Genomic DNA, 15,047 nt, shown 5'->3' with positions numbered 1-15,047 from the left:
ATGAATATGACTCAAAACCATGAAGACAGGTCTATCCGCGCGCTGGCCGGGCGTGCCCGGAAAGCAGGATATCATCTGGCCCGTACATCTTCAGAACAACGGCGCCAGGCCCTTTATGCGATCGCTCATTTTTTGCGTGTCTCTCAGGATGCGATATTAGAGGCTAATAAACGCGATCTCGAGAAAGCTAACGCCAATAATAAAGCGTTTATAGACCGGTTGACCCTGACGCCTGACCGGCTGGAAGCCATGGCAAAAGGGGTGGAGGAGGTCGGAGATCTTCCTGATCCCATCGGGCGGGTTCTTGAAGAATGGGAACGGCCTAATGGTTTGAAGATCCGTAAAATCTCTGTCCCGATCGGGGTTATTGGCATGATTTATGAAAGCCGGCCCAATGTCGGGGCTGATGCCGCAGCGATTGGGATTAAGTCCGGCAATGCCATGATTTTGCGGGGAGGCTCAGAAAGTTTTGAAACGTCCCAGGCGGTTATGCTGGCCATTCATGCAGGATTGAAGTCAGTCTCTCTGCCGGAGGATGCTGTTTTAATGGTACCGGATTCTGACCGCCGTTATGTTGCAGATATGTTGGCTGCTTCAGGGTTCATTGACCTGATTATTCCCCGTGGGGGCCGCGCGCTGGTTGAGCGTGTGCAGCAGGAAGCGCGCGTGCCTGTGCTGGCTCATGCTCAGGGACTGTGTCACAGCTATATTCATGAAAAAGCTGACCCGGATATGGCCAGAAAAGTTCTTCTTAACGCAAAAATGCGCCGCACCGGGATTTGCAGCGCGACAGAAACGCTTTTGATTGATCAGACCATTGCCTCTGATCTTCTGCCCCTGGTGATCGCTGATCTTTCGGCAAAGGGGTGCCAGTTCAGAGCTGATGAGAAAGCGCGTGCTCTCCTGCCGGATTTGCCAGCCGCCAGTGATGAGGATTTCGCAACGGAATGGCTGGATGCCGTGCTGAATATCAAGGTGGTTGAGCATATGGAGGAGGCTCTTGCCCATATCGCCCGCTTCAGTTCCGGTCATACAGAAGCCATTTTAACGATGGACGAAAAATCAGCCCGTCATTTTATGAATCACGTCGATAGCGCCGTTGTGATGTGGAATAGTTCAACACAATTCTGCGATGGCGGTGAATTCGGATTCGGGGCGGAAATAGGCATTTCTACAGGGCGTATCCACGCCCGCGGCCCTGTCGGTCCGGCCCAGCTTGAAACATTCCGTTACGAAGTTCTGGGCTCAGGACAGGTCAGGCCCTAAATCCTTTTAGTGACCGAAGAGAACAGCCCCATCAAAGAGATAGACGAATTTCATATAATAGGCGTCTGTCTCAGGAACATTCCGCCCTTCAACAGAATGGGAGTAACGCACGGTCAGATTGACGCGGGGCGTAATGTTCCACATGACACCAAGCCCTAGAGCGACTTCGCGGGTATTGGTGTTTTTCATGTAACGGCGCATGGTATTGTCATACATTCCTGCACCGTTCTGCCAGTCGAGCGCCAGGAAAGGCTCCCATTCCTTGCTGGCTTTCCAGCTGAAACGGAGGTTGGAGTGAAAGACGGTGCCAGGGTGGTATGAATGTTCACCCTTGATATGTTTTGTCGAAGCGGAAACTGCACCAAGGTCGCCGTCGAAACCAAAATGGTCCCACTCATAATCGAACATAAAGCTGGTTAAGGCTGACCAGTAATTGGGAGCGAGATTCTGCCTTGTGCCAGTGGGTGTCTGCAAGAAGGTCTGGATACCGAATGTACTTCTTTTATTGGGTTTGAACCAGACAGCAGGCCCCGTAATTGTGCCGCCAAGGCCACCGTAATTTTTGCCGTTTGCCAGTGTGTAACTTTCATTTTGAATAATTTCATAGGCAAAACCGACATGAGGGATCGCATCAAACGTCCAGAAATGGACGTATTTGCTCATACCTGCCCATGTATGGGCGCCACCACCACCGTGACGATTTCCCTTGCTGTTATAATGCTGCCCCGCGGCATTTCCATCGCCATATTGAACGAAGACGTTAAAAGGGGTCTTGAAGTCAACTGGCAGGTCATATTCATGTGGGCCAATAACGGCGAAGGTAATGTCTGAAGCCTGAGCTGTCGTAATGCTGTGTCTGCATAAAGGCGCTAAAGCGACAATAGCAGCAGAAAGCCATAAGGCACGACAAGACAGCATGGTAGTTTGTCCTTGGAAAACGGTCTTAATAGGAATTCCTTATCATCATTGTTACCAAAATAATAAATCATTTTTTATTTACTAAAAAATACGTAAAACTCACGAATATTTTAATTCTCATTACAAAATATATGAGTATGTTTCTCCCCCATTTTTTTCGGAAGAGGCATGGCATGACGAAAGAGAGGGATTTCTTTATAGTAAATGCGTAATGTCAGAGCAGACGTGCCTCTGGCTGATTGATATAGTGATATAAGGATATTTTATGACGAACCGTCCTTCAGGACGCGCCTGTGATGAGGGCCGTCCCGTTTCTATTGAAACAGGTTTTGCCCATCATGCTGAAGGGTCAGCCCTCATACGTGTTGGAGGAACAGAGGTTCTCTGCGTAGCCTCTATTGAGCAACGTGTCCCTCCTTTTCTCAGAAACAAGGGACAAGGTTGGATTACCGCTGAATATGGGATGTTGCCGCGTGCAACGCATACGCGTGGCAACCGTGAAGCCGCAAAGGGTAAGCAGTCTGGTCGTACACAGGAAATCCAGCGCCTGATCGGGCGCTCTTTACGCGCCTGTGTTGATTTAAAGGCGTTGGGTGAATGTACAATTACACTGGATTGTGACGTGATCAATGCTGATGGGGGAACCCGTTGTGCCTCAATCACAGGGGCCTGGGTCGCCTTGGCCATCGCCTTGAAAAAGATTGGGAAATCATCCGCACTGACCGCTCAAATTGCTGCGGTTTCCTGTGGCTTGACGCAAGCAGGCGCTGTTCTGGACCTTGATTATATAGAAGATAGTTCTGCCCAGGCTGATACGAATTTTGTGATGACAAGCCAGGGCGGTATTGTTGAGATTCAGGGAACAGCAGAGGAAAAACCTTTTGCAAAGGAAGAGTTCTTTACTCTTTTTGAGCTAGCACAAAAGGGTATCAAGAGCCTGATTGCAGAGCAGAATAAGGCACTTCAACACTAAAAGGGGAGACCCGTCATGTCAGATCAGAAGAGACTTTTATCCGCAGGATCAGAGCTGGTATTGGCGACGCATAATAAAGGTAAGCTGCATGAATTCATACAGCTTTTAAAGCCCTATAATATCAAAGTGCGTTCCGTTGAGGAGTTTCACCTCGAAGAGCCTGAAGAGACAGAAGATAGTTTTGAAGGAAATGCCGCTCTGAAGGCCCTTGCGGCGGCAAAAGCAACTGGTTTACCCGCTTTGGCTGATGATTCCGGATTCTGCGTTGCTGCCATAGACGGGTTGCCTGGTATTTATTCTGCGCGCTGGGCCGGCCCTGAGCGCGATATGAAGCATGCCATGAAGCGCGTTCATGATGAGATGGTGGCCAGCAGGAATGAAGATCAGTCAGCTTATTTTGTCGCTGTGCTCTGCCTGGCCTGGCCTGATGGTGAAACACATCTCGTAAGGGGTGAGTGTCACGGAGAGGTCTGCTGGCCCCCGCGTGGGCTATATGGCCATGGCTATGACCCGATGTTCATCCCGGCTCAGGAGCGGAAGCAATATGACAAACCACTACGCACCTTCGCGGAAATGGGAGAAGATGAGAAGAATCGCTATAGCCACAGGGGAATAGCCTTTCAGAAATTTATAAAGGAGTGCGTTAGTCCTTAAAAAATATCAACCATATAATTTAGTTATATAAATTATAATCCTATTTCTGTAAGTGAATTAAGAGTGCTTGCAGGATGGGGCTATGCGTCAAAAGTTTCTTATCATCGGGAGTGGACTTTTGACGCTGGGTTTTGGCGTTGCTTCAGGGCGTGCTGAAACTCCCAAAAGAGTGCCCGGCGCACTGCCTGCAGTTGAAACGATTCCTCAGCCAGGTGTCGCCGGCCAGCCGCGGCGCGTATTGGATAAAAACATCACATTATCCAATGGGCACCAGGGACTATGGGGCCGCTTTAACTGGGGGGACGGGGAGTTTGCCGGTTTTGGCCCAGTCGGCGTGTATGGGGAGGCCCCCTGGGCAGAAGACTGGAGTCTTTTAAAGGATCCCCGCAACCGTCGTGATGCTTTTGATCCTCTGAAATTCATTGCCTTAAATGATTCTAAAACAGTCTGGCTCAGCCTTTCCGGGCTTTCGCGCGTCAGAAACTGGTTTGAATCCCGCCCACAACTTGGAACGGCGAATACCCGGCGTTCGGGGCGTTTTACGGTGATGAATTTACTGGGGGCAGATTTACATATTGGGCAGCATCTCCGCCTGTTTGGCCAGATTCTCAATGCAGACGCAGGGGGCTGGCGGCCTTATGGATATGATAATACGTGGCGCCGCAGGATCGGTCTGCAGCAGTTATTTATCGAAGTGAATGCCAAACTGGCCGGTGCCAGAACTGGCTTAATGGTAGGGCGGCAGCAATTTCTCGATGCACCGGCATGGCTTTTATATAACCGCGATACCCCCGATGTGCCTCTTTCCTGGAATGGTGTGCGTGCTTACGCCTTATGGGACAGTTTCAAGCTGGATCTTTTTAATTTTATTGGAACGTCCCTTCACAATACGCATAATTTCGGGGGCGGATTTGATGAGACGACTCGCCTTTATGGCGTGAATGGCGCGTATGCTCTTCCCTCCATGCATTGGGGCAAGGTGGAATTGCGTTCTTTTTTCAATCTGTTCTGGCTCGGGTTCCGGTTCGGAGGGAGGCAGGCCCGGGCAGAGCATCTTATCGGCGCAACAGAAGGCACCCAGACCAGGCAGAATATTGGCTTCCGGTGGTACGGAAATCTCCCGGGTTTTGAATATGACTGGGGGGCTGTCTATCAATTTGGTCGTTTCCACGGGGCAGGAGGACCAGACCGTACTGTCAGTGCCTATGCGCTGCATACGGTTCTGGGATGGCGTCATTCCCAGTCATCCTGGCATCCTTTTATCGGGATTCAGGCGGAACTTTATTCAGGGGGAAAACTGAGCCGTAATCATGGGGCCTTGAATGGGTTTGTGGCGCCTTTTTCTCCGCAGGCGGGTAGTTTTGATGCCACAAGGACCTTTGGGCGCTCCAATGTTATGTCCATCAGTCCCGTTGTGAGCGTGGCACCGGTTTGTGGCTTTACAGTCAGGCTGAAAGCGCCCTTTTTATGGAGAGAGCGCCGGTCTGATGCTGTTTATGGCATTTCGGGGCGCTATAAGCTTTTTTCGGGACCAGCGCTCAGGTCGGCGGGGCAACGCATCGGGATTGTGCCGCAGGGGCGCCTTTTATGGCAGATTGATCAGCATATAAGCTGGGAACTTAACGGAGGGTACGTTTTCCTCAGCCATAAAATGAAGCGTGTGGGCGCCCGGGATGAAAGTTTCGCGCTTTCAACATTCCAGTTTCGTTTTTAGTCGCGGTGCGTATCAAGATCAGAAAAGCGCGTATATTGGCCATCGAAATAAAGCTGGATTGTGCCTGTTGGGCCATGACGCTGTTTTTCCAGGATCAGTTCGGCCTTATTATGCACAGCAGCCATTTTGCGTTGCCAGTCATCAAGCGCAGCCTGATATTTCTCAGAGCCTTCAAAGGCGGTTTCTTTTGGCTGGCGCTGTTGCAGGTAATATTCATCGCGGTAGACGAACATAACCAGATCGGCATCCTGCTCAATAGAGCCTGATTCACGCAAGTCGGAAAGCATGGGGCGCTTATCGTCACGCGATTCAACCTGGCGGGAAAGCTGGGACAAGGCAATGACCGGCACTGAAAGTTCTTTGGCGATGGCTTTGAGGCCCTGCGTAATCATGGAAATTTCCAGCACGCGACTTTCAGGACGAGTGCCGATGGCAGGGCGCATCAATTGTAGATAATCCACCACGACGAGGCTCAAACCCTTGGTGCGGGCGAGGCGCCGGCAGCGTGTTCTCATCGCTGAAAGGGAGAGGGCAGGCGTGTCATCAATATGAAGGGGAAGCCTTTGCAGCTCACGTGAGACACGGACAAAGCGGTCATATTCTTTCTGCCCGATATCGCCTCGGCGAATGCGCTCACCTGATACTTCTGATTGTTCAGATAAAATACGGGTGGCGAGCTGCTCAGCGGACATTTCGAGTGAGAAAATGGCAACGCTGCCTTTAAGGGGGCGGTTCTGGTCTTCTGCATCGCGCATCAGGGCCTGTGCTGCGGAAAAGGCAATCTTGGTTGCCAGAGCCGTTTTACCCATGGCAGGACGACCAGCGAGAATCAGCAAATCAGAAGGATGAAGGCCACCGGTTCTTTTATCAAAATCAGTCAGGCCGGATGTCAGGCCGACAACATCGCCGGTGCGTTGGAAAGCCTGCTCTGCTGTGACAAGAGCATCCGTCAGAGCCTGTTCAAAGGAAACGAATCCGCCATCCTGTCCTTTATCGGTCGCAAGCTTGAAAAGCTCCTCTTCCGAGGCGGCAATCTGGTCTGTTCCGTCGAGGTCGGGGCGTGCACCATATGCATTATTGACGACATTTTCACCGATCTCGATGAGCTGGCGCCTGATCCAGCAATCATGGATAACACGGCCATAATCGCCTGCATTGACGATTCCCACCATGGCATTCATTAATTGTGCCAGGTAGGAGGGGCCACCAGCATCCTTTAAAATACCGCTATGTTCAAATTCAGCCCGCATTGTGACCGGGTCTGCAAGCTGGCCACGTTCAATCCGGCGGGAAATGGCATCATAGATTCGGCCATTCAGCGCGTTTGAAAAATGGGTGGCATACAGGAAATCTGAAACATGCTCATAGGCTCTGTTATTGGTCAGGATAGCCCCGAGCAAAGCCTGCTCTGCTGCCAGATTGGCGGGCAAAGCGCGTTCCAGAAGGGCGGAAATCCCCTCTGGTGATGTGTCAGATAATGAGGTCACGAAATCATTCATAAAAATGTAATGAGGGCCTTATGTTCAAAGTAAAGTTGCGCCGTCCTGCTCCAAGGCGCAGCCGGCAAGGTAGAGACTACCACAAATCAGCACATGAGCTCTTTTTTCATGTCCATAATGATCATGCAGATAGCTCAGAGCATCCTTGATGGTCGGGCCTGGTCGGGCTTCCCCCCCGGCTTTTCGGGCGGATTGCTGAATGGTCTCAATGCTCATAGCCAGGTGCTGCTCAGGTTCTGCCACAGCTGTAATGGTCTCGGCATAGGCGATAAGGGGGCGCAGAAAGCCACTCGCATCCTTACTGTCTTTCAGGCCGACAATAAGGTGAATCGGTTTTTCCCAATTTTTCAGAACGGCTGCAAGTGCCTCTCCAGCACCGGGATTATGCCCTCCATCAAGCGTGAGTGACCAGCCTTGTGGCAGAAGTCCGGCAAGCGTCCCTGTCAAAGGTTGCAGGCGTGCCGGCCAGCGTGCCTGTGCGATGCCTTTATAGGCGGTGTCTGGCACTCTCAGACCTGAAACACGCAAAGCCGCAATAGCCAGGGCTGCATTTTCTGCCTGATGCGGGCCTTCGAGAGCCGGGAGAGGGAGAGAAAGTGCACCCAGTTTATCGCGAAATTCCAGCGCGCTACCAGTCTTCTGAATCGTAATGTCCTCATTGAGGACAAGGCACGGAGCGTTATGGTCGCGTGCTATTGCGCGGATGAGGCCGGTAACCTCTTTTTCCTGAGGAGCAACGATAACCGGAACGTTCTCTTTGATAATCCCTGCTTTTTCTGCCGCAATGGTAAGAATGTCCTGCCCCAGAAAGGCCTGATGATCCAGACTGATTGAGGTTATAGCGCATGCCCTGGGAGCCGGGATTACATTGGTCGCATCAAAGCGCCCCCCCAGCCCGACCTCAATAATGGCAAGATCGGCAGGGACACGGGAAAACAGCATAAATCCCGCAGCTGTCAAAACCTCAAAGACTGTGATGGGAGCCTGCTCATTGACGCGCTCAATCTCTTCGAGTGTAGCGATCAATGTGTCTTCTGAAACAAGCGTGCCTGCGAGACGGAACCTTTCCGTAACGCTTAAAAGATGGGGGCTTGTCATGACATGGACACGCAAGCCTGCGGCCTCGGCAATGGCCCTTAAATTGGCGCATGTGCTGCCTTTCCCGTTCGTTCCGGCAACGTGGATCACGGGAGGCAGCTTCTTTTCAGGATGGCCGAGCTTTGCCAGAAGAGTTTCAAGACGGCCCAGTGACAGATCAATCAGCTTGGGATGCAATTCCTGCAATCGGGCCAGAATAGAGCCTGCCTTGCCACGATATTCGCCAAGCGGCGGCAAAGTCTGCTGAGACATGATCGTTCCCCTGCGATTGAGGCAGTTAAGCTGAAGTTTTTGTTTTTTCTTCCTTTTTTGGGGCCTGTTCTGATGATTCAGAGGTTACAGGACCCAGAAAGGAAACCAGTCGCTGCAATAAGGCAGGCAGTTCGGAACGTTTGGCAACGATATCCACCATGCCATGCTCACAGAGATATTCTGAGCGCTGGAACCCTTCGGGAAGTTCTTCACGCACGGTATCCTTGATCACACGGGGGCCAGCAAAGGCGATCAGGGCATTTGGCTCAGCAATCTGAATATCACCCAGCATAGCAAAAGAGGCTGAAACACCCCCGGTGGTCGGGTTGGTAAAGACCACGATATAGGGAAGGTGCGCTTCACGCAGCATCTGCACGCCAATGGTGGTGCGGGGCATCTGCATCAGGCTGATAATGCCTTCCTGCATACGGGCGCCCCCTGAGGCAGTATAAATAATCAGAGGCGCTTTTTGCAGAATAGCCAGGTGGCAGGCTGCCAGGAAGGCTTCACCCAGGGCAGCGCCCATGGTGCCGGCAAGAAATTCAAACGCCATGACGGCGACGACAGCCGGTTTGCCACCGATGGTTCCGTGCGCAACGAGTAAGGCTTCATCCAGCCCGGTTTTGGTGCGGGCTGTTTTGAGACGATCCGTATATTTCTTGGAATCGCGGAAGTTGAGAGGGTCAACAGGCATCTGCGGGAGTTCGATCGTGGTATAGTTCCCGCCATCAAAAGTCCATTTCAGACGCTCATGGGCTGAAGCCCGCATGTGATGGCCGCAATGGGGACAGACCTTCATATTGCGTTCCAGATCACGAATTAAGAGCATCTGTGAGCAGGACTCGCAATTCGTCCAGAGATTATCTGGAATGTCCTTTTGAAGCAGGCTTCTCAGTTTGGGGCGCACATATTCGGTCAGCCAGCTCATGGTTTTCTGTTTACTCTCCGCGGATTGGACCCTTGTTTTGTTCATCGTTAATGATCAAGTGACAAGGGGTGTGGCATACTCTTTCTACTGATTACCCCAAGAGCCCCATATAAGGCTAGCCTTGATGATGGGATAGTCGGGGAAAGGCCGGAAGAAGAAAGCTTACCATCGAATAAATGGGGAGGAAAATATGATTGAACCGAATCGTTTTGAAAATATGCCGGGCGGTCAAAGCCGTGTCGGGTTGAGACCGGGCTGGTTTATCGGTGTCGGCATCGTCCTCATTATTCTGGGAATTATAGCGTGTGTGGACGCTCTCAGTGTGACACTGGCCAGTACTGTCGTGCTGGGTATTTTGCTGATGGCGGGGGGTATTATTCAGCTCTTCCAGGGCATTATGCATTTCAAAACGAATGTGCGAGGGCGCTGGGTGAATCTCCTTATGGGGATTTTTGTTCTCCTTGCCGGTCTCATTCTCTGTGCCGAGCCTGTAGCCGGGTCCCAGCTTTTGACAGCCATTCTGGCGGGTTTTCTTGTTCTGGGTGGTTTCAGCCGTATTTTCTGGGCTGTTGGTGTACGCCAGCAATCTCCCGATTGGTGGGTGGCTGCTCTGAGTGGCGGTGTGACACTGGTTGTCGGCTGCCTGCTTTATTGGTACCTGCCATGGTCAGGGCTCTTTTTCCTGGGAACCTTGATCGCTGTCGAATTGTTCATGGCAGGACTTTCGTCCCTGATGTTCGGATTGGGGTTGAGACGTTTCCAGAAGGAAAGTCTGTAAAGTTTGAGAAAGCCACGTTCGGAAGTGTAAGGAACGTGGCTTTTCTGTCTCTCAGGACCGGACGGCTTGCGCCAGTTTTTTCAGAGAGCGGATAAAGGTTGGAATGGTTTCCTCAGTGGCCTGGCCTTCACATAGGGTCGTAGCCATTTCCTTGATGAGGGCAGAGGCGACAACAGCACCGTCGCTGATGCGTGAGGCCGTCTTTGCCTGTTCGGGCGTGCTGATGCCAAATCCTGTAACAATAGGGAGGTCCGTTGCAAGGCGGAGTCGGTGGATCTCTTTTTTAAGCTGCTCTTCACTGGCACTGCGCGTGCCTGTGATCCCGGTGATACTGACGAAATAAACGAAACCGGTTGCCTCTTTTAAAATCATTTCCAGACGCGCCTGAGGTGTATTGGGCGCTGTGAGGGAAATGAGATCCAGTCCTTTAGCCCTGGCGGAAGCACGGATTTCTTTTGCTTCTTCATAAGGAAGATCGACAATAATCAGGCCATCCACACCTGACTTGGCCGCTTCCTGTAAAAAACGCTCCGTCCCGAATTGCTCAATAGGATTGAGATACCCCATCAGGATAATCGGTGTTTTATCGTTGCTCTTGCGGAAATGAGCGACCATTTCCAGAATTCGGGGCAGATTGGCCCCGGCTTTCAAGGCACGTCGTGCTGCGAGCTGGATGGTCGGTCCATCAGCCGCAGGGTCGGAAAAAGGAACGCCAATTTCAATCAGGTCAGCCCCTTCTGCGGCGACGGAAGCAAGAAGTTTCTGAGAGGTTTCATAATCAGGGTCAAAGGCTTCAATATAAGGAATGAGAGCGCCACGCCCTTCTGCTTTAAGGGCGGCAAAACAATCTGAAATACGGCTCATGATGGGCGATCCTTTACAGTGTAACACCAAGATGTGCCGCAACTGTGGGGACGTCCTTGTCTCCGCGGCCAGAAATATTGACGATCAGGATCTTGTCCTTGCCCATAGTGGGGGCGATTTTCCGGGCATAGGCCACAGCGTGGGCGCTCTCCAGGGCCGGGATGATCCCTTCTTTGAGGGTCAGAAGCTGGAAGGCTTCCAGTGCCTCATGATCTGTAATGCCAACATAGGAAACACGGCCAATATCATTGAGCCAGGAATGTTCCGGCCCGATGCCGGGATAATCCAGGCCCGCACTGATGGAATGTGCTTCTTCAATCTGCCCGTACTGGTCCTGTAGCAGATAGGTGCGGTTGCCGTGCAGAACACCGGGTTTCCCGCGTGAGATGGAAGCCGCTGTTTTGCCGCTATCAAGGCCCAGACCAGCCGCTTCCACGCCATAAAGAGCCACAGATTGATCATCAAGGAAGGGGTGGAATATCCCCATCGCATTGGAGCCGCCACCAATCGCAGCAACGATTCCATCCGGCAGGCGCCCTGTCTGTTGCTGGATCTGCTCTCTGGCTTCAATACCGATGACAGATTGAAAATCCCTTACCATAGTGGGGTAGGGGTGAGGGCCTGCAACAGTGCCAACGAGGAAATAGGTGTCCTCAACATGAGCAACCCAGTCACGCATGGCTTCGTTCATGGCGTCCTTGAGTGTGCCGGCTCCCGCTGTCACAGCTTTTACCTCTGCTCCGAGCAGATGCATACGAAAGACGTTTGGTTTCTGGCGTTCCACATCAGTGGCGCCCATATAAATCACGCATTTAAGGCCAAACAGGGCACAGACGGTCGCTGTGGCGACACCATGCTGTCCAGCACCTGTTTCGGCCACAATACGGGTTTTTCCCATACGGCGGGCGAGTAGAATCTGCCCCATGACGTTATTGAGTTTGTGAGACCCTGTGTGATTGAGGTCTTCCCGCTTGAGGTAAAGCTGGGCCCCTCCAATTGTTTCACTGAGATGTTGTGCATGCCATAAAGGGCTGGGACGGCCGACATAATCCCGGAGATAATGTTTCAGCTCGGCATGAAACTGCGGGTCTTTTTTTGCGAGGTTATAGGCTTTTTCAAGTTCCAGAATAAGCGGCATGAGCGTTTCAGCAACAAACCGCCCGCCAAAGGGACCAAAGTGGCCCGCTTGGTCAGGTCCGGAACGTAATGAATTTTGTTTAAGATGCGTGTCCGTCATAAAAGAGCTTTCAATAGTGAGCCTGAGAATGAGGAAAAAGCAGATATAAAATCAGGCATCAGGGCCTTTTGCGTTGGGAGAGGATAAAGCTTTCTCCAATAAGCTCTTCTGTTCGGCCTGATGCGTGCTGGCCAGTCCCGTAGCAGGAGATGCAGCAGCCTTGCGGCCTATGTAGCGTGCCTGTTTGACAGGATGAGCGGCATCCCGCAGAGCGCGTTCCAGCCGCCGGTCAAGAAAGAACCAGGCACCGGCATTCTGTGGCTCTTCCTGACACCAGATCACGTCCCGGGCCTCAGGGTGTTTCCGCAGGGCTTCCACGACGGCGTGGTGCGGGAAGGGATAAAGCTGCTCCAGCCGGATAAGGGCTGTATCTCGTCTCTCACCGCGCGCCTGGAACAGGTCGTAATAAACCTTGCCACTGCATAGAATAACGCGGCTGGCATTTTCGGGCACTTCCGGGTCAGAAAGAACAGGCTGGAAGCGTGTCTGGGGACCCATTTCCTGAAGTGCGGAAATTGTCAGGGGGTTACGCAGGAGCGATTTGGGGCTGAAAATGACCAGAGGCTTCCGGCACCGGCGTACGATCTGGCGCCGTAAGGCATGAAAGTAATTGGCAGGGGTGGAGGGCCAGCAGATGCGGAAGTTATTTTCAGCACAAAGTTGCAGAAACCGCTCAGGGCGCGCGGAAGAATGTTCAGGCCCTGCCCCCTCATGACCATGAGGCAGAAGGAGCGTCAGGCCAGAGCTATAGAGCCATTTTGTCTCCCCGGAGGCCAGGAACTGGTCGATGATGATCTGGGCCCCGTTGGAGAAGTCTCCAAACTGGGCTTCCCATAGAGTCAGGGCTTCAGGGTTGCCAATGCTATAGCCATATTCGTAACCCAGCACCCCATATTCAGAGAGAGGAGAGTTCCAGACTTCCAAGGAGCCCTGACGGTGGTTCAGATGGGCGAGGGGCGTGAAATTCTGCCCTGTTTCCTGGTCGGTCAGAACAGCATGGCGCTGCGTAAAGGTGCCGCGCCCGCAATCCTGCCCGGAGAGGCGCACTCTATGACCGTCCAGTGCCAAAGTGCCAAAAGCCAGAGCCTCGGCGGTTGCCCAGTCGATCGGTCCACCTTTTGCGACAGAAAGTGTGCGGTGTTCCAGCTGTTTTTTCAGGCGTGGATGGATGGAAAAATCCGCAGGTACATGACTTAAGGCCGCTCCCACTTCTTCAAGGCGTTTGAAGGGAACGCCTGTCATGGGTTGCAGTCGCTCCGGTTCGTCCAGAAGACGTGTCGGGTCCAGTGGACCATCGCCAAACCAGTGGGTGGAATCAAACTGGTAATGTGCAGAACGCTCAAAAGCACCCTGAAGCGCTGTCTGGTATTCCTGTTTCGCGTCTGTAACCGTACCCGGATCTATGAGGCCTCTTTGCAGAAGAAATTTTTCATATAGCTGCTCAACCGATGGGTGGGCCTGAATGGCTTCAACCATAAGAGGTTGGGTAAAAGCCGCTTCATCTGTTTCATTATGGCCATTACGGCGGTAACAATGAATATCAAGAACAATGTCGCGCTTGAACTGCCTCTGCCACTCATAGGCCAGGGCCACGCAGCGCAAGACGGCTTCTATGTCATCGCCATTGACATGGAGGATCGGGGCCTGAACGGTTTTGGCACCATCTGTATTCCAATAGCCGGAATGAGCATTGTCAGAAGAGGTTGTGAAGCCGATCTGATTATTGACGACGATATGAATTGTCCCACCGGTCTGGTAGCCTTGCAGCTGTGAAAGCTGAAGGATTTCATAGATCATCCCCTGACCTGCAAAAGCCGCATCTCCGTGAATCAGGACGCCCAGGTGACGGTTGCGCTCACGGTCTTTATGGCTGTCCTGCAAGGCACGAACGCGCCCCAGCACAACAGGATCAATCGCTTCAAGGTGAGACGGGTTGGGAAGAAGGGTGAGTTTCATCGTCTGCCCATGAAGGCTGACCTGCGTGGAGGTGCCAAGATGGTATTTGACGTCCCCTGAGACTGTAATTTTCTCAGGCTGGAAATAACGTCCTGCAAACTCACTGAAAATAGCTTCAAGCGGTTTGTTGAGGATATTGGTCATGACATTGAGGCGCCCACGATGGGGCATCCCGAATGTAATGGTCTCGACTTTCTTTTCGGCTGCCTGGCTGATGAGGGCTTTGAGCGCCACAATCAGACTTTCACCACCCTCCAGGCCAAAGCGTCGCATACCGGGGTAACGTTGTTGGCAATAAGCCTCAAAAGCCTCTGCCCTGATAAGCGTTTTCAGAATGTCTGCCCGGGAGAGAGCCGGAAGGGGAAGGGTGTCGGTTTCAAGTCTTTCAATCCACCATTGTCTCTCCTGCGTGGAGAGAAGATGCATGAATTCGGCACCGATTGTCTGGCAGTAATAACGTTTATAGCGGGTCGCTATGGCCGGGTTATGAGATGCAAAGGCAGGGTCGTCACATCCTCTCGCTTTGCGCAGATCAAGTGGGTCCAGTCGTGCCTGGAGATGGCCCAATGTGCGATAGGCATTTTTAAGTGATTCGCCAGCATCTTCGGCAGGATGGGGCAGCTGCGAGTCTGAGGGGAAAGAGAGAGGACCCTCTCCCAGCATCTCAAAAAGCTCAGCGTAGCTTCTATCGACTGTTTCAGGGTTTTTCTGCCAGCGTACATGAAGTTCGTTCAGATAGGCGATGTTCTCGCTATTGACGGCATCACGGTCATCCAGAAGACTGGTTGGCGGGCTTATATTCATTGCTTGGACCTATATTTTCCCCTGATAAAACAGCTTTACCTTATTTTGAGGGAGAATAAAAACCATTGAAAGAATTTTCTAAAGTCCGGCAGGGAAAGTCCCCTTG

12 protein-coding genes are annotated in these 15,047 nt (G+C 52.2%); 5 read left to right on the top strand and 7 right to left on the bottom strand.

Annotated elements, in window-relative coordinates:
* Complete coding sequence (locus ACSYSY_RS08180) at nt 1-1,266, top strand: glutamate-5-semialdehyde dehydrogenase (RefSeq protein WP_491707076.1); 1,266 nt, start codon at nt 1-3, stop codon at nt 1,264-1,266.
* A gap of 6 nt (nt 1,267-1,272) precedes the next feature.
* Here the strand turns inward: ACSYSY_RS08180 and ACSYSY_RS08175 are convergent, their stop codons facing one another.
* Nucleotides 1,273-2,184, bottom strand: a complete 912-nt coding sequence (locus ACSYSY_RS08175) for a transporter (protein ID WP_491707075.1) — start codon at nt 2,182-2,184, stop codon at nt 1,273-1,275.
* 265 nt (nt 2,185-2,449) lie between these two features.
* Between ACSYSY_RS08175 and rph the strand changes: the two genes are divergently transcribed.
* The 3 genes from rph (at nt 2,450) to ACSYSY_RS08160 (ending at nt 5,525) form a co-directional block, all read left to right on the top strand.
* Nucleotides 2,450-3,157, top strand: coding sequence for a ribonuclease PH (gene rph, locus ACSYSY_RS08170; protein WP_491707074.1), 708 nt, complete (start codon nt 2,450-2,452; stop codon nt 3,155-3,157).
* Nucleotides 3,158-3,172: 15 nt separating this feature from the next.
* Nucleotides 3,173-3,811, top strand: a complete 639-nt coding sequence (gene rdgB / locus ACSYSY_RS08165; protein ID WP_491707073.1) for an RdgB/HAM1 family non-canonical purine NTP pyrophosphatase — start codon at nt 3,173-3,175, stop codon at nt 3,809-3,811.
* A gap of 82 nt (nt 3,812-3,893) precedes the next feature.
* Nucleotides 3,894-5,525 carry an alginate export family protein gene (locus ACSYSY_RS08160; protein ID WP_491707072.1) on the top strand — a complete coding sequence of 544 codons (1,632 nt, stop codon included), beginning with the start codon at nt 3,894-3,896 and terminating at the stop codon, nt 5,523-5,525.
* Here ACSYSY_RS08160 and ACSYSY_RS08155 read toward each other — a convergent pair.
* The 3 genes from ACSYSY_RS08155 to accD are packed head-to-tail and all read right to left on the bottom strand — an operon-like array spanning nt 5,522 to nt 9,302.
* Nucleotides 5,522-7,012, bottom strand: coding sequence for a replicative DNA helicase (locus ACSYSY_RS08155; RefSeq protein ID WP_491707071.1), 1,491 nt, complete (start codon nt 7,010-7,012; stop codon nt 5,522-5,524). The two genes, ACSYSY_RS08160 and ACSYSY_RS08155, sit on opposite strands and share 4 nt — an antisense overlap.
* Before the next feature lie 36 nt (nt 7,013-7,048).
* Nucleotides 7,049-8,374, bottom strand: a complete 1,326-nt coding sequence (locus ACSYSY_RS08150; protein ID WP_491707070.1) for a bifunctional folylpolyglutamate synthase/dihydrofolate synthase — start codon at nt 8,372-8,374, stop codon at nt 7,049-7,051.
* Nucleotides 8,375-8,399: 25 nt separating this feature from the next.
* Nucleotides 8,400-9,302, bottom strand: a complete 903-nt coding sequence (gene accD, locus ACSYSY_RS08145; protein ID WP_491707069.1) for an acetyl-CoA carboxylase, carboxyltransferase subunit beta — start codon at nt 9,300-9,302, stop codon at nt 8,400-8,402.
* 190 nt (nt 9,303-9,492) lie between these two features.
* Here accD and ACSYSY_RS08140 point away from each other — a divergent pair, with 190 nt between their 5' ends.
* Complete coding sequence (locus ACSYSY_RS08140) at nt 9,493-10,080, top strand: HdeD family acid-resistance protein (RefSeq protein ID WP_491707068.1); 588 nt, start codon at nt 9,493-9,495, stop codon at nt 10,078-10,080.
* Nucleotides 10,081-10,131: 51 nt separating this feature from the next.
* On the opposite strand, the gene trpA is transcribed toward ACSYSY_RS08140, so the two are convergent.
* The 3 genes from trpA to ACSYSY_RS08125 are packed head-to-tail and all read right to left on the bottom strand — an operon-like array spanning nt 10,132 to nt 14,941.
* Nucleotides 10,132-10,944, bottom strand: coding sequence for a tryptophan synthase subunit alpha (trpA, locus tag ACSYSY_RS08135; RefSeq protein WP_491707067.1), 813 nt, complete (start codon nt 10,942-10,944; stop codon nt 10,132-10,134).
* Between the two features lie 13 nt (nt 10,945-10,957).
* Nucleotides 10,958-12,181: a tryptophan synthase subunit beta gene (trpB, locus tag ACSYSY_RS08130; RefSeq protein ID WP_491707066.1), complete on the bottom strand. Its 1,224-nt coding sequence runs from the start codon at nt 12,179-12,181 to the stop codon at nt 10,958-10,960.
* Between the two features lie 51 nt (nt 12,182-12,232).
* Nucleotides 12,233-14,941 (bottom strand): 2-oxoglutarate dehydrogenase E1 component, encoded by a 2,709-nt coding sequence (locus ACSYSY_RS08125; RefSeq protein WP_491707065.1) that lies wholly within the window; start codon nt 14,939-14,941, stop codon nt 12,233-12,235.
* Nucleotides 14,942-15,047: the final 106 nt, after the last annotated feature.

It is taken from the genome of Aristophania sp. ESL1100, assembly GCF_058511235.1.
The sequence above is the reverse complement of the archived record's forward strand: the minus strand, read 5'-3'. Positions and strand labels throughout refer to the sequence as shown.